13 protein-coding genes, 2 tRNA genes and 4 pseudogenes are annotated in these 16,640 nt (G+C 68.6%); 15 read left to right on the top strand and 4 right to left on the bottom strand.

Translation table 11 applies throughout. The features are described 5' to 3' along the window. Positions 1-70 precede the first annotated feature (70 nt). A pseudogene (locus BTZ20_RS28160) lies at positions 71-274 on the top strand (response regulator transcription factor); the annotation flags it as partial. 40 nt (positions 275-314) lie between these two features. On the opposite strand, the gene BTZ20_RS15795 reads toward BTZ20_RS28160, so the two are convergent. After that, complete coding sequence (locus BTZ20_RS15795; RefSeq protein ID WP_077042019.1) at positions 315-866, bottom strand: CAP domain-containing protein; 552 nt, start codon at positions 864-866, stop codon at positions 315-317. A gap of 661 nt (positions 867-1,527) precedes the next feature. Here BTZ20_RS15795 and BTZ20_RS15790 point away from each other — a divergent pair. From BTZ20_RS15790 to BTZ20_RS15775, 4 genes are all read left to right on the top strand, one after another. Further along, positions 1,528-2,766, top strand: a complete 1,239-nt coding sequence (locus tag BTZ20_RS15790; protein ID WP_077042018.1) for an Ig-like domain-containing protein — start codon at positions 1,528-1,530, stop codon at positions 2,764-2,766. After that, entirely contained in the window at positions 2,763-2,960 is a 198-nt protein-coding gene (locus BTZ20_RS15785; protein WP_077042017.1) for an Ig-like domain repeat protein, read from the top strand. Before BTZ20_RS15790 ends, BTZ20_RS15785 begins: the two co-directional genes overlap by 4 nt. A gap of 169 nt (positions 2,961-3,129) precedes the next feature. Beyond that, entirely contained in the window at positions 3,130-4,260 is a 1,131-nt protein-coding gene (locus BTZ20_RS15780) for an alpha/beta hydrolase (RefSeq protein ID WP_077042016.1), read from the top strand. Positions 4,261-4,285: 25 nt separating this feature from the next. Beyond that, positions 4,286-4,675 (top strand): TetR family transcriptional regulator, encoded by a 390-nt coding sequence (locus BTZ20_RS15775; protein WP_145982306.1) that lies wholly within the window; start codon positions 4,286-4,288, stop codon positions 4,673-4,675. A 7-nt stretch (positions 4,676-4,682) separates the two neighbouring features. Here BTZ20_RS15775 and BTZ20_RS15770 read toward each other — a convergent pair. Beyond that, positions 4,683-6,712, bottom strand: a pseudogene (locus BTZ20_RS15770) (TPM domain-containing protein). A gap of 443 nt (positions 6,713-7,155) precedes the next feature. Between BTZ20_RS15770 and BTZ20_RS15765 the strand changes: the two are divergent. The 4 genes and pseudogenes from BTZ20_RS15765 to BTZ20_RS29860 all read left to right on the top strand — a co-directional run. After that, positions 7,156-7,833 carry a YdcF family protein gene (locus BTZ20_RS15765; protein ID WP_077042014.1) on the top strand — a complete coding sequence of 226 codons (678 nt, stop codon included), beginning with the start codon at positions 7,156-7,158 and terminating at the stop codon, positions 7,831-7,833. After that, the gene (locus tag BTZ20_RS15760) at positions 7,833-9,113 is read left to right on the top strand and encodes a deoxyguanosinetriphosphate triphosphohydrolase (protein WP_077042013.1); all 1,281 of its coding nucleotides are present in this window, start codon (positions 7,833-7,835) and stop codon (positions 9,111-9,113) included. The genes BTZ20_RS15765 and BTZ20_RS15760 overlap by 1 nt, the downstream gene beginning before the upstream one ends. A 16-nt stretch (positions 9,114-9,129) precedes the next feature. After that, positions 9,130-10,462, top strand: a pseudogene (gene dnaG / locus BTZ20_RS15755) (DNA primase); the annotation flags it as partial. A gap of 101 nt (positions 10,463-10,563) precedes the next feature. Beyond that, positions 10,564-11,039 (top strand): annotated as a pseudogene (locus tag BTZ20_RS29860) (DNA primase); the annotation flags it as partial. Positions 11,040-11,048: 9 nt separating this feature from the next. Here the strand turns inward: BTZ20_RS29860 and BTZ20_RS15750 are convergent. Next, complete coding sequence (locus BTZ20_RS15750) at positions 11,049-11,288, bottom strand: hypothetical protein (protein WP_077042012.1); 240 nt, start codon at positions 11,286-11,288, stop codon at positions 11,049-11,051. A 133-nt stretch (positions 11,289-11,421) separates the two neighbouring features. Here BTZ20_RS15750 and BTZ20_RS15745 point away from each other — a divergent pair. From BTZ20_RS15745 to BTZ20_RS15725, 5 genes are all read left to right on the top strand, one after another. Further along, a tRNA-Asn gene (locus tag BTZ20_RS15745) sits at positions 11,422-11,494 on the top strand. Positions 11,495-11,653: 159 nt separating this feature from the next. Continuing rightward, positions 11,654-11,727: transfer RNA gene (locus tag BTZ20_RS15740), tRNA-Ile, on the top strand. Positions 11,728-11,810: 83 nt separating this feature from the next. Next, positions 11,811-13,100, top strand: coding sequence for a low temperature requirement protein A (locus tag BTZ20_RS15735; protein ID WP_077042011.1), 1,290 nt, complete (start codon positions 11,811-11,813; stop codon positions 13,098-13,100). 9 nt (positions 13,101-13,109) lie between these two features. Further along, entirely contained in the window at positions 13,110-13,628 is a 519-nt protein-coding gene (locus tag BTZ20_RS15730; RefSeq protein WP_077042010.1) for a DinB family protein, read from the top strand. Positions 13,629-13,858: 230 nt separating this feature from the next. After that, positions 13,859-14,986, top strand: coding sequence for an NDMA-dependent alcohol dehydrogenase (locus BTZ20_RS15725; protein WP_077042009.1), 1,128 nt, complete (start codon positions 13,859-13,861; stop codon positions 14,984-14,986). A gap of 59 nt (positions 14,987-15,045) precedes the next feature. Here BTZ20_RS15725 and BTZ20_RS15720 read toward each other — a convergent pair whose 3' ends face one another. Next, a complete protein-coding gene (locus BTZ20_RS15720; protein ID WP_077042008.1) occupies positions 15,046-15,897 on the bottom strand; it encodes an alpha/beta fold hydrolase in 852 nt (283 codons plus the stop codon). Positions 15,898-16,014: 117 nt separating this feature from the next. Here BTZ20_RS15720 and BTZ20_RS15715 point away from each other — a divergent pair, with 117 nt between their 5' ends. Continuing rightward, positions 16,015-16,638 carry a TetR/AcrR family transcriptional regulator gene (locus tag BTZ20_RS15715; protein ID WP_077042007.1) on the top strand — a complete coding sequence of 208 codons (624 nt, stop codon included), beginning with the start codon at positions 16,015-16,017 and terminating at the stop codon, positions 16,636-16,638. The last annotated feature ends 2 nt before the right edge of the window (positions 16,639-16,640 follow it).

Raw genomic sequence — 16,640 nt, 5'->3', positions numbered from 1 at the left:
CGCCGGAGAACTGCCGGCAGGGTGTTCGCGAGTAGGTACGCAACAACATGAGCACAGCGCCCCTGTCCTCGCATCCGTGTTGACCCCGCCCGAATCCGAGGTGGCACGCCTGGTCGCAGCAGGCCACACGAACAAGGTGATCGCGTCGATGCTGGTGATCTCTCCCCGAACCGCCCAGGGCCACGTCGAGCACATCCTGGCCAAGCTCGGGTTCACCTCCCGAACTCAGATCGTGGCCTGGATCGCCGAGAACCAGCGGGATCGGCAGGCCTGATCCGGAACCAGGTTGGGGCGGGGCCTGCGCCGATACCTGCTCAGTACCGGGCGAAGTTCTGGGTTGCCCAGGCCCGGCCATCCGGTCCGACGTGGTAGCCGACGCCGATATCAGTGATGTCGGGGTTCAGCATGTTCGCGTTGTGGCCGGGCGAGTTGATCCACTGCTTGACGAGCTGCTCGGCCGACGCCTGGTTCCAGTTCTGGAGCACGTTTTCCGAAGCGAGTCGCCAGCCCTTCGGGATCTCCTTGCTGTACAGCGGGTTGTGCGACAGCGTCCCGGCCTTGGCGAGCCGGCTGCTCCACGACTGGGCGACCTCGGACATGTCCGCGTTGAACTTCAACGCGGACAGTCCGTTCCGCTTCCGGTGTTCGTTGGTCAGCCTGGCGATGTCCGCCGCCATCTGATCGGCAGCGCGATCCGCCGTCTGATCGGCAGCGCGATCCGGCGTCGACGAGCGCGGCGAGGCCTCGCAATCCGAGGAACCGAACAACGAACCGATCTGTTGGATGAAGCTGCACGAGGACGAGCTCGAACCGAATGCCTCTGCTGACTCTTGGGCCGCGGCCGTGGTGGGTCCCGCCAACGCCACCCCTGCGACGATCGCCGAGATCAGTGCGGTACGTAGGACCCTGTGTGATGAACGAATAGTTCTGCGCTCCTGCGGTATTGGGCATGCGTCACGGCGGTGCGCGCAAATGACGGCCCAACCTTAGATGATCTGTGGCACAGCGCTGGACGACTGGCCGGTTTGCGTATCAACGGTGTCACGCGGGCCTGTCGCCACAGTGAAGAAGGGGCCACGGATGTCGTATATGTCCCGAATTCCGGCCTGATTCACATACGAAATCATGAGTATGCCGGGCGAAACTTGTGTCAATCCGCTCACTCCCACACCGACACGCCCCGGACGGCACCGGTCGCATACGTGTTGACCCCGCGCGAATCCGAGGTGGCACGCCCGGTCGCCGAGGAGAAGACAGGTACCTTCCCCCGTCACGTGGCCGATATGCCCGGGGCCGGCCCGTCGCTAACCTTCGATGTCGTGGCGCAGGTCACACCTCATGAGATACGCACGGGCTCGCTCGGTTGCTCGGACGGCTGAGCCTGCCACTGCGGCGTCCGCTGGTTGGCGGTCAGCGGCTCCCACCCCTGGGTGCCGTTGGCCTTGAACGTGTAGCGGAATTGTCCAGCCTGCGGTGCACAGATCGGCGCAACCAGCCTCGGGCTTCCCCCTATTTGAAGAGGACACAATGTCTGCACCTCTGTTACGCGTCACCTCGTTGACCGCGCTCATCGTCGGCGCGGCCGCGGTGGGCGGCTTCTCCGCATCTGCCGCGCCCGCTGGCCCGATCACCACGACGTCGACCTTCCAGGTGACGTGTAAGGCCGTGCCGAGCGCGTGGTCCGGCCCCACCTCCGGCACCAAGCCCACGACCGTGAAGGTCTCGGCGCCACCGACAGTCGCGCCCGGCGAGGCATTCGACCTGGAGATCGATCCGGGTACCGTCCAGATCCCGAACAGTGTCAGTGGCGCCTCGTTGGGGAAGATGTCACGCCCCAAGATCGACATCCCGATCCCGGCGAACTCCGAGTTCGTATCTGCTGCGATCGCCGATCCCGGCAACATGACCGCTGGGGCAGCCGCATCGGTGATCCGTGTCGACGAGTCCGGAAACCCGTCGCCCGCCGGACAGATCCTCAGGGTGTCGGGCGACAACGTCACCATCGGTAACGGGCCCAGCTCATCCACGAACTCGCACGGCGGCCTGGCGATCAACGCCCAGTCCGGCGACACAACCAGCGTTGCCTTCCCCAAGTTTCGGATCACTCTCAAGGCCATTGCGAGCGGGACCATCGAGCCCAAGCTGCGCACGGCCGGAGCCGCCGGACAGTACGGCAGCCCGGAATCGTTCCTCACCTTCCTTCCTCAGGTCAGCCATTGGCTCGGCGGCACGATCTGGGCGCCGACCTACTGCTCACCGCGGGACGCCGAAGGTAGCGCGCTGAATGCCGGTGCCGGCCCGCTGGCCACGATCACCGTGGGCTCGGCGGTCTCCGACACCACCACCACGCTGAACGTCCCGGCGACCGCCAAGGCCGGCACCGCCGTCGACCTCACCGCCACCGTCGCCCCCGCGGCCGCCACCGGCACCGTCCAGTTCAAGGACGGCGCCACCAACATCGGCAACGCCGTCCCCGTGAACAACGGCACCGCCACCCTCAAGCACACCTTCGCCACCAACGGAGCCCACCCGGTCACCGCGGTCTACAGCGGTGACGCCACCAACAAGCCGTCCACCTCGGCTGCGGCGACCGTGACCGTCAGCGCCGATCCGGTCATCGTGGACACCACGACGACCCTCACCGTCCCGGCCACCGCCAAGACCGGCACCGCCGTAGACCTCATCGCCACCGTCGCCCCGCGGGCGCCACCGGCACCGTCCAGTTCAAGGGCGGCGCCACCAACATCGGCAGCGCCGTCCCCGTGAACAACGGCACCGCCACCCTGAAGCACACCTTCACCACCGACGGGGCGCACGCCATCACCGCCGTCTACAGCGGCGCAACCGGATTCAAGGAGTCGACGTCGAGCTCGTCGACCGTGAACCTCTCCGGCGGCGGCAACCCGGGAGGTAACCCGGGCGGCACGGGATCGCTCGGTACCGGATCACTCGGCTCCTGACAGCTCTCCGACGAACGCCCCCACCCGCCAGGTGGGGGTGTTCGTCGATCCGTGAATGCGCCGTCATGGCGCCTCGACGATCAGGAAAGTTGCCGTGTCCGCAGATTCGATTCGCTCTACCAGTGAATTTCTGGAAGCTACAACGGGCAGTTCAGTGGGGTCGCGCTCGATGCGATGGCGCACCCTGCGAACCGGTGTCGGCGCCATCTCGCTGGCCACGTTCGTCGCCCTGCCGATCGCGCCATCGGCGCTGGCCACACCGGACGCCGGAAGCTCGGGCAGCGCGAGTGGAAGCCTGGCCAGTGGTAGTGGCGGGGCCAGTTCCGACGGGGGCAGCGTCAGTTCCGGGTCGACGATCCCCGGTCCGCTTCAGAACGAGCACCCGCCGTTGCCGGCGCTACGCGACGACATCACCACCGCGGCGATCGTCGGCGAGGAGCGCAAGTCCGAGCAGCTCGTCCGCTTCACGGTGGCCTCGGCTGCGTTGCGCCGCAACGTCGGCGTGGAGGTCGCGCTGCCGAGGGACAACTCGGTGCCGAGGCCCTCGATCTACGCACTCGAGGGGGTCGATGCGGGGGAGGACACCAGCGGTTGGGTCACCAACGGCGGCGTACCGAAGTTCTTCGCGGACAAGAACGTGAACGTCGTGATGATCAACGGCGGCGTGTCCGGTATCTACACCGACTGGGACCGGATCGACCCGGGCGTCGGTCTGCACAAGTGGGAAACGTTCATCACCAGGGAACTGCCTCCCCTGTTGGATGCGCGGCTGAAGACCAACGGTGTCAAGGCGCTGATGGGTGCTTCCATGGGAGCGCAGGGGGCGATGATGCTCGCCACTCGGCACCCCGAGATGTACCGCGGCATAGCGGTGTTCAGCGGCTGTTACTCGACGACCGACGACCTGGGGCGTCTGAGCGTGCTGGCGACGGTGTCGTCGAGGGGCGGCGACCCGGCGAATGTCTGGGGCGATTTCGCCGGGCCGGGATGGGCTGCGCATGATTCACCGCGCAACGCGGAAGCCCTGCGCGGCAAGGACATCTACGTCTCGGTGGCTTCGGGGTTGCCCGGCCGGTACGACACGCCCGACCTGCCCGACTACAACGACCGAGTGTTCGTCGGTGGATCCATCGAGGCGGCGGCAAACGCCTGCACCCGCAGGCTCCAGTCCCGTCTGCAGGACCTGAAGATCCCCGCGACCTTCGACTTCGAACCGCGGGGAACCCACGCCTGGATCTACTGGGAGAACCAGCTACCCAAGGCCTGGCCGACCCTCGCGCGCTCGCTCGGGCTCGCCTAGCCACCTCCCCGTGAAGGAGATTCGCGTGCTCGACGATCGGTACGACCCCGTGTTGACGGCGGCGATCGCAGGCCAGCCGCGCAACCTGCCCCCGTTCATCCGGGCGGCCCGCGGCATCCGTGCGGCGTGGCGGACGCTGCCCGAACCCGAGGCGCCGCTGATCCGGCGGCGGATTCGCATCGCGGCGAGCACGCCGTCTCTCCGTGGTGACGTGTGGCGGTCGACGGGAAACACCGAGCGCGCCATCATCGATCAGCTCGTCGCCGACGGCGCGACCGGCGACGTGGCCCGCGTAGCAGCGTCATCCGTGCTGGCCGCGCTGGTAGCCGGGCTGTTCATGTGGGCAGACGACGAGCGCAGCACCCTCGCCGACGCGATCGAGCGGGCCCTCGACGTGATCGAGGTCAGCGCATGACCGCGGCCTAGAACCGCCCGCTGCGACTGATCCGTCCGGAACTGCTCGGACCGCCGAACGAGCCGGGGCCGCGGCCTCCGCCTCCGCCTCCACCGCCGCGGTTGCCCCAGCCGCCGCTCATCCCGCCGCGAATCATCGACTCGATCAGGATGCCGCCGAGGATCGCGCCGGTGTTGCTCCCGGAGTTCCGTGGCTGCCTACTCGCCTCCCAGGACTGCACGTCGCTCTGCGCGAGTCTCAGTGCCCGTGCGCCGAGGTCGCCCGCGGCCTTCGCGTGCTGTAGCGCCTTCGCCGGGTCGGACTGACTGAGCTGGCGGGCGGCGTCGAAATGGCGCTCCGCCTCCGAGAGCCGGGTGCGGGCCTCCGCGCCGACGGCGCCGCGGCGGGTGTTGACGTAGTCCTTGGCCGCGGTGATCTGCGACTGGGCGACCGTGAGGTCCTGGGCGAGGCGCTGCGCCGCCCGCTCGGTCTGTTCCTTGGCATCCATCGCGGTGGCCAGGACGGTGTCGAGTTCGTTGTCCGCCTTGACGATCGCGGTGAACGCCCCGAGCGGGTCGCTGTCCTTGAGAGCCTCGGCCTGCGCCAGCGCAGACTCGGTCGCGGCCTTGGCCGAGGCGAGGGGCTGGCCGCCGTGCTGGGCCAACGTGGCCGCGGCGGCGATGTCCTTGCGGGCGTCGTCGAGGGCCGCGGGCAGGGTGGCGATGGCGGTGCGGATGTTGTCCGCGGCGTGGTCGACGCCGTCGAGGAGCTCCCGGACCTGTGCGATGGCACCCTCCGCGGCCCGGATCGCGACGACGGCGGGACCCTGCTTGCCTGCGGGCAGCGCTGCCGCCTCGCGGCCGGCGGTGATGTTCTGGTCCGCGAACGCCATCTGTTGCTGCGCCATCGCGACATTCCCCGAGACCGACGCGAGCGCGGGCGCCGGGAACTCGTTCTGCAGTCCGGCGAGCGTGGCCTCCGACTGCGGGACCCGGACGGTCAACTCCACGACGTCCTGGGTGAGGGCGTCGAGACGGGCGGGGGCGTCGAGGAGCAGGTCGCGCATCCCGTCGAACTCCGTCACCCGCGAATTGAGCTCCTTGTCGGCCCGGCTGCACGTCGAGATCAGCTGGATCAGCATGTCCCGCTTCTGATCCGGTGTTTCGGGGATGTCGTCGTCCAGGCGCTGGCGGAGGGTGAACGCCGAGGCGAGGGTGGTTTTCGCGGTGTCGTAGGCGGCGGTGAACGGCGCGGTCGCCTGGTCGCCGAACTCGCCGCGGGCCAGGTTCAGTTCCTCCTCGCTGGTGCGGATCGCGTTGTCCGTCTCCACCAGCACCTCCTTGGCCCTGGCATCGAGGGTCTCGATCGGCAGGGCCGCGATGGCGGTCGGGTTCGTCCAGTCGACGTCCTTGGCCGCCTCGATGCCCTGCTGGATCCGCTCACCCTTCTTCCGACGGGAGTACAGCACCACGCCGCCGGCCCCGATGACCACGACGCCGCCCCGATGAGCAGGTACTTGGCGGTGGATCCGGACCCCGACGAGCTCATCGCGTCGTCGATACCGCCCGCGGCCGCGATCGCAGCACCGGCCCAATCATCTTGTCGCAGAGCGGGAACGATGGCGTCCTGCTCGATGCTGTCGATCTCGGCGGTGCTGACGTTGCTCAGGTTCGGTGGCAGGTCGAGGGCGTAGGCGCGGTCCTCGGTCGCCACCGCGAGCAGCGCGCTGTTGTCGCCCAGCCCGCTCTGCTGCGCCGTCTTGCTCGCCCATTGTCCGGCGTCCATGCCGTCGAAGCCGGCGACATAGGTCACCCAGAGCTGCACGTGCTGCTCGTCGAAGAGCGCGTCGAGCGCGGCCCGCACATCGGCGCGCTCGGCGTCGTCGAGGGCGCCGACCCGATCGGAGATCTGGCCCGGCATCCGGAACGGCGTCTCCGCGGACGCCACGCCGGGCAGGCAGATCAGGCCGAGCAGCGCCAGTACGGAGGCCGTTGCCGCGGCGATCGAGAGGCGGTGGGAGACGTGTCGACCGCGAGCGTGCGACTGTGCGAGTGCCATGGCACTGAATCTATCGGCATCGGCGGAGTTCGCGCTGTGATCCGAGTGCCGTGCCGCTTTCGCCAGGGAACGGAACGGAGTTCGGGCGCTCCCGGGAGAAACAGGTACCTGCCCCGGTCATGTGGCGGGTATCCGCGGCAACGGCCTGGCGCTATCTTTCGAGGCCGTGGCGCAGGTCACATCCCATGGGAAACGCACACACGGAGGATGAAGTGGAAATCATCGGAACGATCCTGGCGCAGTTCAACATGGCCTCATTGCTCGGATCCAACTTCCTTCAGCTGCTCACGTCGTTCAGCTGACGGCAGCGCCCTGACGAACGCCCCACGATCGGGTGGGGGCGTTCGTCGTTCTCTGGCCCGGATCCGGCAGAACGGCTCGGATGGCTGTGGCTCGGGCGCGCCGTGGCGCGCACAGGGGCGTGCGGCTGGCAGACTTGCGGAGTGAGTTCACCAGTTGTGCGCGTGCGCGAAGCCGATCGGCTCGGTTTCGGGGGCACCCTTGCCCGCTGGACACGCCGCACCATCGCCGGTGCCGTGCTGATGGGCCTGCTGTTGGTCGGCGGCACCGCGGCACGCGTATGGCAGGTCGCCCGGATCGACGACCCGACGAAGGCCGACGCCATCGTCGTGCTCGGCGCGGCCCAGTACTCGGGGACGCCGTCCTCGGTGTTCGAGGCACGCCTGGAGCAGGCAGTAAAGCTGTTCAACAGGGGCGTCGCTCCGACGGTGGTCACCGTCGGCGGCAAGCAGGAGGGTGACGTCTACACCGAGGCTGCCTCGGGGCGGAACTACCTGATCGGTCGCGGCGTGCCCGGCGACCGGATCATCGCCGTCGAGGAGGGTTCGGACACCCTGCGGAGCATCGAGGGCGTGAGCCGGGAGATGGGCGAGCGCGACATGAACTCGGCCGTCCTGGTCAGCGATCCGTGGCACTCGCTGCGCACCAGGACCATGGCCCGTGACGCCGGGCTCGAGGCATGGACGGCGCCGACCCGGCAGGGGCCCGCCGTCTTCACCCGGGAGTCGCAGGCGCACGGGATCGCAAGGGAGACAGGGGCGTTGATCTGGTATCAGCTCACCCACTTCTCCGCGGACTTCCCCTACACCGCGGGACAGTGATGACGGCTGATCTGGTGGCGGACTACACCGAGCACGACCTGGAGCGGCGGGTGGCGGAGGCGCCGAAGAGCGGCGGGCTGCCCGGCACCTCGGCCCGGCGCACCGACTTCTCGCGGGACCGGGCCCGGGTGCTGCACTGTGCGGCGCTGCGGCGGCTCGCCGACAAGACCCAGGTGGTCGGTCCGCGCGACGGCGACACCCCGAGGACCCGGCTCACCCACTCGATCGAGGTCGCGCAGATCGGCCGGAGCATCGCGGACGGCCTCGGCTGCGACCCGGACCTGGTCGACCTCGCCGGGCTCGCCCACGACATCGGCCACCCGCCGTACGGGCACAACGGCGAGAAGGCGCTGGACGAGGTCGCCGCGGACTGTGGCGGGTTCGAGGGCAACGCCCAGAACCTGCGGATCCTCACCAGCCTGGAGCCGAAGGTGCTCGATGGCGACGGGCGCAGCGTCGGGCTCAACCTCACCCGCGCGGCGCTCGACGCGTCGATCAAGTACCCGTGGACGCGTCCGGCGCCCGGCGCCAAGTTCGGCGCCTACGACGACGACGCCCAGATCCTGGCCTGGGTGCGTGAGGGCGCCCCAGGGCGGCGACGCTGCCTGGAGTCACAGGTGATGGACTGGGCCGACGATGTCGCCTACTCGGTGCACGACGTGGAGGACGGCGTGATCGCCGGTCGCATCGACTTGCGCGCGCTCGCGGACCCCGCCGAGCAGCGGGCGCTGGCGGAGATGGGCGCCTCGGAGTTCCGCGGGCTCATCGTCGACGATCTGGTCGAGGCCGCGCGGCGGCTGTCCGTGCTGCCGGTGGTGGTCGGCGCGAGCGGAAGCTTCGACGGCACACTGGCCAGCTCGGTGGCACTGAAGAACCTCACCAGCGAGCTGGTCGGGCGGTTCGCCACCGCGGCCGTGACCGAGACCCGCCGGGTCGCCGGCGATCGCCCGCTCTCGCGGTATTCCGCCGACCTGGAGATCCCGCCGGTGGTCGGCGCGGAGGTGGCGCTACTCAAGACCGTCGCGCTGCGGTACGTGATGTCCGACGCCGGGCACCGCACCAAGCAGGACCGGCAGCGCGACCGCATCCATCGGGTCTCGGAATGGCTGCACCGCACGGCGCCGTCCGGGCTGGACCCGCTGCTGCTCTCCGCATGGGAGCGGGCAGCGGACGACGCGGCCAGGACCAGGGTGATCGTCGACCAGATCGCCTCGTACACCGAGAGTCGGCTCGAACGCGTCGACAAGCAGAGCCTCGGCGCTCAGGCGAGCTGGGGATAGCGCCTACACTGCTCGAGTGGCCGGCCGAATTCCTGAACGAGACATCGCGGCCATCCGCGACCGGACCCATATCGAAGACATCGTGGGGGAGTACGTCGCGCTCAAGCGCAGCGGCGGCGACTCGATGAAGGGCCTGTGCCCGTTCCACGACGAGAAGTCGCCCTCCTTCCACGCCCGCCCCAACCACGGGACCTACCACTGCTTCGGCTGTGGCGAGGGCGGCGACGTGTACTCGTTCATACAGAAGATCGAGCACATCTCCTTCGTCGAGGCCGTCGAGCAGCTCGCCGACCGGCTCAACTACACGATCTCCTACGAGGGCGGCGGCCCCTCCGTGCAGCGCGACCGCGGCACCAGGGCGCGGCTGGTGGCGGCCAACGCGGCCGCCCAGGAGTTCTACGCGGCACGGTTGCGGGAACCGGACGCCCAGACCGCCCGCGACTACCTCACCGAGCGCAACTTCGACGGCCAGGCCGCAATCACCTTCGGCTGCGGCTACGCGCCGGACGGCTGGGACACCCTGACCAAGCACCTGATGGTCAAGGGATTCGAGGCGAACGAGATCATCGACGCCGGCCTGGCCACGCCCGGCAAGCGGGGCACCCCGATCGACCGCTTCCGCCGTCGGCTGGTCTGGCCGATCCGCAACCTCGGCGGCGACGTCATCGGCTTCGGCGCCCGCAAGTTGTTCGATGACGACACCATGCCGGGCAAGTACATCAACACACCAGAGACCCTGCTGTACAAGAAGTCTCAGGTGCTGTTCGGTCTGGACCTGGCCAAGCGGGACATCGCGAAGGGTCACCAGGCGGTGGTCGTCGAGGGCTACACGGACGTGATGGCCATGCACCTGGCCGGGGTGAAGACAGCCGTCGCCGCCTGCGGCACCGCGTTCGGCGAGGACCACCTGGCGATGCTGCGCCGACTCCTGATGGACGACAGCTACTTCCGCGGCGAGGTGATCTACACCTTCGACGGCGACGCCGCGGGCCAGGCGGCGGCGCTCAAGGCGTTCGAGGGCGATCAGAAGATGGCGGGGCAGACCTACGTCGCGGTGGCGCCGGACGGGATGGACCCGTGCGAACTGCGCCAGTCGGCGGGGGACGCCGCGGTGCGCGACCTGGTCGCCCGGCGCATCCCGATGTTCAAGTTCGTGATCCGATCCCTGCTCGCCGAGCACGACCTCGACACCGGCGAGGGCCGGGTCGAGGCGCTGCGCCGGACGGTGCCGGTGGTCGCCCGGATCAAGGACGAGGCGCTGCGTGAGGACTACGCCCGTCAGCTCGCCGGTTGGATCGGCTGGGACGACATCCCGACAGTGATCAAGCGGGTCCGCGAGGAGGCCCGCAGGAACTCACCGAGGTCGGGTCGCGGGCCGCAGCGGCAGGAGCGGAGCCGGGTGCCGGAGCAGGGCGCCGCGGGGGTGCCTGCGGGTCCCGCCCGGCCGAACCCAACGGACCCGACCCTGTGGCCGCAGCGGGAGGCGCTCAAGTCGGCCCTGCAGTACCCGGCGATCGCCGGCTCGGTGTTCGACTCGCTGCCGTCCGAATCGTTCACCCATCCGCGTACGCGCTGGTGCGCGACGCGATCGCGGAGGCAGGCGGGACCGGCGCGGGGCTCGGCGGTGCCGAGTGGATGGAGGCGGTCGGTAAGCGAGCCGAGCCGCTGCAGTCGCTGGTCACCGAGTTGGCCGTTGACCCGATGCGGGCCTCGGACGTGCCTGCCTACATCCCGCGGGTGCTGGCCCGGCTGCAAGAGGTGTGGGTGGGCAATCAGGTGGCCGACCTCAAGTCGAAGCTGCAGCGGATGTCGCAGGCCGACCAGCCCGACGAGTACATGTCCTTGTTCGGCGACCTTGTCGCGCTCGAGCAGTACCGGCGCAGCCTGCTCGAACAGGCCGTAGGAGACAGCTCCGACGACCTGTAGCGGGCCGCCCTACTTGCGGTCGCGCGGGACGTAGATCGTGGTGTCCGAGTCGATGGCCTCGAGCGGCTCGAGTCGGGGCTGCGTGTTCAGGCTGTCGGAGAGCTTCTGCCTGCCCACGTCGATGACTTTCTTGGTGGCGGGGCTGGCCGCCACGGCCTTGGCGGCCTTGCTGATCTGTTCGTAGCGCGACCTGCCCGCCTTGGTCCCCAGCACGTACCCGACGCCGACAGCGATCAACAAGCGCATCATCCCTGCTTTCCTCCTCCGACCAGCCTCTCAACAGTCTGCCTGATGGGCCTCCGGGCAGGCGATTTGGTACCTGGGTGGGGGATGGGTTAAAGTCTGTCCGCAGCCAAACGGAAACGAACGGCTGACGGAATAATCCCCTGTAGCTCAATTGGCAGAGCTTCCGACTGTTAATCGGACGGTTGCTGGTTCGAGTCCAGCCGGGGGAGCATCCGGGAGGACCCCGTCACACATCGTGTGGCGGGGTCCTCTTGCGTTCGGCGGCACGTGCAGCTGCGTGCGCCGCGGTCCGACACCCTCGGCGGACAATGGGGTGAGCGGGGCCGGTAGCATTTCGGCGGGCCACTGATGTTCTTGATGTGGCCCATGGGGCGGTAGCTCAGTCGGTTAGAGCCGTGGACTCATAATCCATTGGTCGCGGGTTCGAGCCCCGCCCGCCCCACTCGAGATGCCACCCTCGCGCCTTCAGTGCCGGTAGGTTTCACCGCATCGATCGTTTGCGGACCCTGGCAGGGGAGCCCGACCATGAGCACAGCCGAACAGCCGGCGGGGACCGCCCGCTACTACGCCCACCGCGTGCAGCGGATGGTCGGTCGCGACCCGGACGAGGCGAACCGGTCCGCGACCCCGCTCGAACTGCTCTTCGACCTGGCGTTCGTCGTCGCGTTCGGCGTCGCAGGGGAGCAGTTCGCGCACCTCGTCGCGGAGGGCCACCTCGGGAGCGGCCTCGCCGGGTTCGGGTTCGCGATGTTCGCGATCATCTGGGCCTGGATCAACTTCTCCTGGTTCGCCTCCGCCTACGACACCGATGACTGGGTCTACCGGGTCACCACGATGGTGCAGATGGTCGGGGTGGTGATCCTCGCGCTCGGTCTGCCGCAGATGTTCGCCTCCATCGACCGCGGGGTCGAGCTCGACAACTCAGTGATGGTCTCCGGGTACATCGTGATGCGCGTGGCCATGGTCTTCCAGTGGTTGCGCGCGGCCAAGCACGATCCGGCGCACCGCCCCGCGGCGCTGACGTACGCCGTGACCCTCGTCATCGCTCAGGTCGGCTGGGTGGCGGTGGTCATCGCGCCGCTCACCCTAGAGCAGGTGTTCGCAGTCGGCGTGGTGCTCATGCTGCTCGAGCTCAGCGGACCCGTCATCGCCGAGCGGAACAAGGGCGGGACGCCATGGCACGTGCACCACATCGTCGAGCGCCACGGGCTGCTGGTCATCATCACGCTGGGGGAGGGCGTGATCGGCACGGTGGCGTCGCTCTCGGCCGTCGTGGGCAGGCAGGGGTGGACGCTCGATGCGGTGCTGGTCGCGATCGCCGGGATCGGGCTCACCTTCGGGCTGTGGTGGGTCTACTACATGCTCCCGTCGGCCGAGGTGCTCGAGGTGTACCGAAACCGTTGCTTCGTCTGGGGTTACGGCCACATCCTGATCTTCGCGTCGCTCGCGGCGGTCGGGGCGGGGCTGCATGTCGCGGCCTACTACATCGAGCACGTCGCGCACGTCGGTGCGGTGGCCACGGTGCTCGCCGTGGCGATACCCGTCGCCGTGTTCATCGGCGCCATCTACCTGCTCTACGCCTACCTCGTGCGGGTGCCCGATCCGTTCCACCTGATCCTTCTCGTCGGCACCGGGGCGACCCTGGTTCTCGCGGTCGTCATTGCCGCACAGGGGGTCTCGATGGCGTGGTGCCTGATCGTGGTGATGCTGGCGCCGGTGGTCACGGTCGTCGGCTATGAGTGGGTCGGACATGGGCACGAGGCGCGCGCTCTCGACATCAGTCTCCGTCGCGCGGACCCGGGGCGCGATCGCTAGCCTGAACCCATGACGATCCCGCCCGACACCAAGAACTGGACCTGGGTTCTCGAGCGTCCCTGCGCCGACTGCGGATTCGATGCCGGTGCGGTGGAGTACGACGACATACCCGGCCTGGTCCGCGCGAACGCGGCGGCCTGGCCCGCGGTGCTGGCGCGGCCGGAGGTGGCCGTGCGGCCGGACGAGCAGACCTGGTCGGCATTGGAGTACTCCGCGCACGTGCGGGACGTGTTCCGGATCTTCCTGGAGCGCCTGGAGCTGATGCTCGCGCAGGACGACCCACACTTCGCGAACTGGGATCAGGATGAGACCGCCGTCGCCGAGCGCTACGGCGAGCAGGACCCGGAGGTGGTCGCGGCCGAGCTCGGTGCCGCCGCGGCCGCCGTGGCGGACGCGTTTGCCGCGGTCCCGCCCGCGGACCGGGGTCGACGGGGACTGCGCAGCGACGGATCCGTGTTCACGGTTGACTCGCTCGCGCGCTATTTCGTGCACGACCCGATCCATCACCTGCACGACGTCATCGGCTGACGGACGCCCGTCCAGTTAGGGGCTAGGATCGGCGCCAGGGGTGGAGGTGGGAGTCCCCGTGTGTCGGCGCCGGAACCCCCTTTGTACTGGTCTTTTCTAACTTCGTTAGACCATGGCACGAAATCCTTCTAGAACGTGTTCCAATTTGCCGACTTTCAGGATATCGTGTCCGCTGTGATCACCGTCACCTCGATCACGAGTAGCTGACGCGGACGAAAGGCCGGAACCAAATGAAGACAAAAGGCGCGCTCCTCTGGGGTCTCAACGAGCCGTGGTCGGTAGAAGAGATCGAGCTCGGTGACCCGCGCGAGGGTGAGGTCCAGGTCCGCATGGAAGCGGCCGGCATGTGCCACTCGGACCACCACCTCGTCACCGGTGCCACCCCGATGCCGTCGTTCCCGGTGCTCGGCGGCCACGAGGGCTCGGGCGTGGTTACCAAGGTCGGCCCGAACGTGAAGAGGCTGAAGGAGGGCGACCACGTCGTCATGTCCTTCATCCCGGCCTGTGGCGCCTGTGACCCGTGTACTCAGGGTCACCAGAACCTCTGCGACCTGGGCGGGGGCCTGCTGACCGGCCAGTCCATCTCCGACGGCTCGTACCGCATCCAGGCCCGCGGTCAGAACGTCATCCCGATGGCCCTGCTCGGCACGTTCTCGCCGTACATGACCGTGCACGAGTACTCCGCCGTCAAGATCGACGAGCACATCCCGTTCGAGGTCGCCGCGCTGGTCGGCTGCGGCACGACGACGGGTTGGGGCTCGGCGACCAACGTCGCGCAGGTCCGCCCCGGTGACACCGTCGCGATCGTCGGCGTTGGCGGCGTCGGCATGGCTGCGCTGCAGGGCGCTGTGGTCTCCGGTGCACGCCACGTCATCGCCATCGACCCGGTTCCGTTCAAGCGCGAGCAGGCCCTCAAGTTCGGCGCCACCCACGCCTTCGCGAGCATGGAGGAGGCCATTGTCCCGGTCATGGAGCTGACCTGGGGCAAGATGTGCCAGAAGGTCATCCTGACCATGGGCGAGATGGACGGCGCGCTGGTGGATCCGGCGCTGACCCTGACCGCCAAAGCGGGCACCTGCGTCGTGACCTCGATGGGCAAAATGTCCGACATGGACGTGAAGATGAACCTCTTCCTCTTCGCGATGCTGCAGAAGACGCTCAAGGGCAACGTCTTTGGTGCCGCCAACCCGCGCCACGAGATCCCGATGCTGCTGGATATGTACAAGTCGGGTCAGCTCAACCTGCAGGACATGATCTCCAACACCTACAGCCTCGAGCAGATCAACGAGGGCTACCAGGACATGCTGGACGGCAAGAACCTGCGCGGCGTCATCAAGTACACCGACGCGGACCGCTAGTAACACCTCCACGGCGCCGGGCAGCTCAGTCGAGCCGCCCGGCGCCGCTGTCTATCCGGTCAGCCACTCGTCGATGAGACCGGCGACCCGGTCCGGCGCATCGAGGGGCACGAACGCGCCGCAGTCGTCGAGGATCTCGAGCCGGGAGTTCGGGATGTCGGCGGCCAGCCTGCGGCCCAGGTCCAGGGCGAAGACGCGGTCGTCGCTGCCCCAGATGAGCAACGCGCCGCCCGTGAAGGTGCGCAGGTGCCGCGCGGCGGCCAGGGTGTGCGAGGCGTCGATCCCGCGAAGAACTTGACGGTGTCCCGGCGCAGCATGGGGTCCCGCAGCGGTCGGGTCCAGCCGGCGATCACCTCGTCGCCGGGCCCGCGATGGCTGAGGGGGCGGGGTATCGCGAACCGCCGCGCCGCCCGCAGCCGCATGAGCTGCCCGCCGAGGGCGAGGACGCCGGGCGCCCTGCCGAGTGCGAAGAAGGCGCGCAGCGACCGGGGCGGAAACTGTTCGTAGGCATCGCAGGCGGTGAGGACCAGCGTCCGCACCAGATCGGGATGGCGGGCGGTCAGGATCTGGCTCAGGCCGCCGCCGGTGTCGTTGCCCACCACCGTGACCTGGCTGAGTCCGAGCTGCCCGACCACCTCTGCGACCAGGTCGGCCAGTGCTGGCGGCTTCAGATCGGCGCCGGGGTTCATCGGCCGAGTGTGCGAGCCGAGGGGGAGCGTCGGCAGCAGGCACCGGTATCCGAGCGCCGCGGCCCGGTCGGCGACGCCGTCCCAGAGGTGACTGTCGACGAGCGCGCCGTGCACGAACAGCAGCGGGCTGCCGGTCGGGGCGCCGCGCTCGCGCAGATGTACCGGGCCTGCGGTGGTCTCGATCCAGCGTTCTGTTTCCAGGTTGGTGCCGCTCTGCGTCATGTCGGACTCCTGTATTGAAAGTGGATTCAATAGCGACTTCGACGGTAGCCTCTGTTGAACGCCATTTCAATAGCCTTCGAGCCCCTAGAGTGAGCGCGACCGAGGGGAGGGGCGCCGATGCCCGAACAACGCACCCGGCTGACGACCGAGCAGCGTCGCAGCGAGCTGATCGAGGCGACCCTGCGTGCGCTGTCCACTCGGGAGCCGGAACGGCTTTCCGTGCAAGAGATCTCGGCCGAGGCCGGGGTGTCCGTCGGGCTGCTGTACCACTACTTCGGCGGTAAGGATGCGCTCGTCTTCGCGGCGATGGAGTCCGCGGCGGACAAGATGATCGCGGACCTGACCGCGGCCACCGGCGAGGGACCCTTGCTCGGCAGGCTGATGGCCGGGCTCGGGGCCTACCTCGATCACGTGCAGCTGCACAGCGTCGGCTGGCAGGCCTTGATGCGGGCCGGCGGGAGTTCGGGCCTCGCCGAACTCGGTCGCCGGGTGGACGCGGCCTCGTTCGAGCTGATCCTCGACGCGCTCGGCATCGATGCGCCGAGCGAGATCGCGGTCATGGTGATCGAGGGCTGCCTGGCGTTCGAGAAGGCGGCGTGCCTGCGTTGGCTGGCGAGCGCGGACATCGAGCGGTCGGTCCTCGAGCAGGTACTGGCCGGGACGTTCCTGTCCGCGCTGCAGTCCGCATCGGGTGCGGATCCGGCTGTGGCGGCTGGGCTGGCCAGGCTGGCGGAGGGCTGAGC

The sequence above is a fragment of the Rhodococcus sp. MTM3W5.2 genome, from assembly GCF_001984015.1.
Taxonomy (GTDB): Bacteria; Actinomycetota; Actinomycetes; order Mycobacteriales; family Mycobacteriaceae; genus Rhodococcus_G; species Rhodococcus_G oryzae.
Note: the sequence above shows the minus strand (reverse complement) of the source record. Positions and strands in the feature narration are given on the sequence as shown.

What these genes read in the sequence shown, in the direction of transcription:
- BTZ20_RS15790 (WP_077042018.1), top strand. Translation starts at nt 1,528, where the DNA reads ATGTCTGCACCTCTGTTACGCGTCACCTCGTTGACCGCGCTCATCGTC.
- BTZ20_RS15780 (WP_077042016.1), top strand. Translation starts at nt 3,130, where the DNA reads ATGCGATGGCGCACCCTGCGAACCGGTGTCGGCGCCATCTCGCTGGCC.
- BTZ20_RS15760 (WP_077042013.1), top strand. Translation starts at nt 7,833, where the DNA reads ATGACGGCTGATCTGGTGGCGGACTACACCGAGCACGACCTGGAGCGG.
- BTZ20_RS15750 (WP_077042012.1), bottom strand. Translation starts at nt 11,288, where the DNA reads ATGATGCGCTTGTTGATCGCTGTCGGCGTCGGGTACGTGCTGGGGACC.
- BTZ20_RS15735 (WP_077042011.1), top strand. Translation starts at nt 11,811, where the DNA reads ATGAGCACAGCCGAACAGCCGGCGGGGACCGCCCGCTACTACGCCCAC.
- BTZ20_RS15730 (WP_077042010.1), top strand. Translation starts at nt 13,110, where the DNA reads ATGACGATCCCGCCCGACACCAAGAACTGGACCTGGGTTCTCGAGCGT.
- BTZ20_RS15725 (WP_077042009.1), top strand. Translation starts at nt 13,859, where the DNA reads ATGAAGACAAAAGGCGCGCTCCTCTGGGGTCTCAACGAGCCGTGGTCG.
- BTZ20_RS15720 (WP_077042008.1), bottom strand. Translation starts at nt 15,897, where the DNA reads ATGACGCAGAGCGGCACCAACCTGGAAACAGAACGCTGGATCGAGACC.
- BTZ20_RS15715 (WP_077042007.1), top strand. Translation starts at nt 16,015, where the DNA reads ATGCCCGAACAACGCACCCGGCTGACGACCGAGCAGCGTCGCAGCGAG.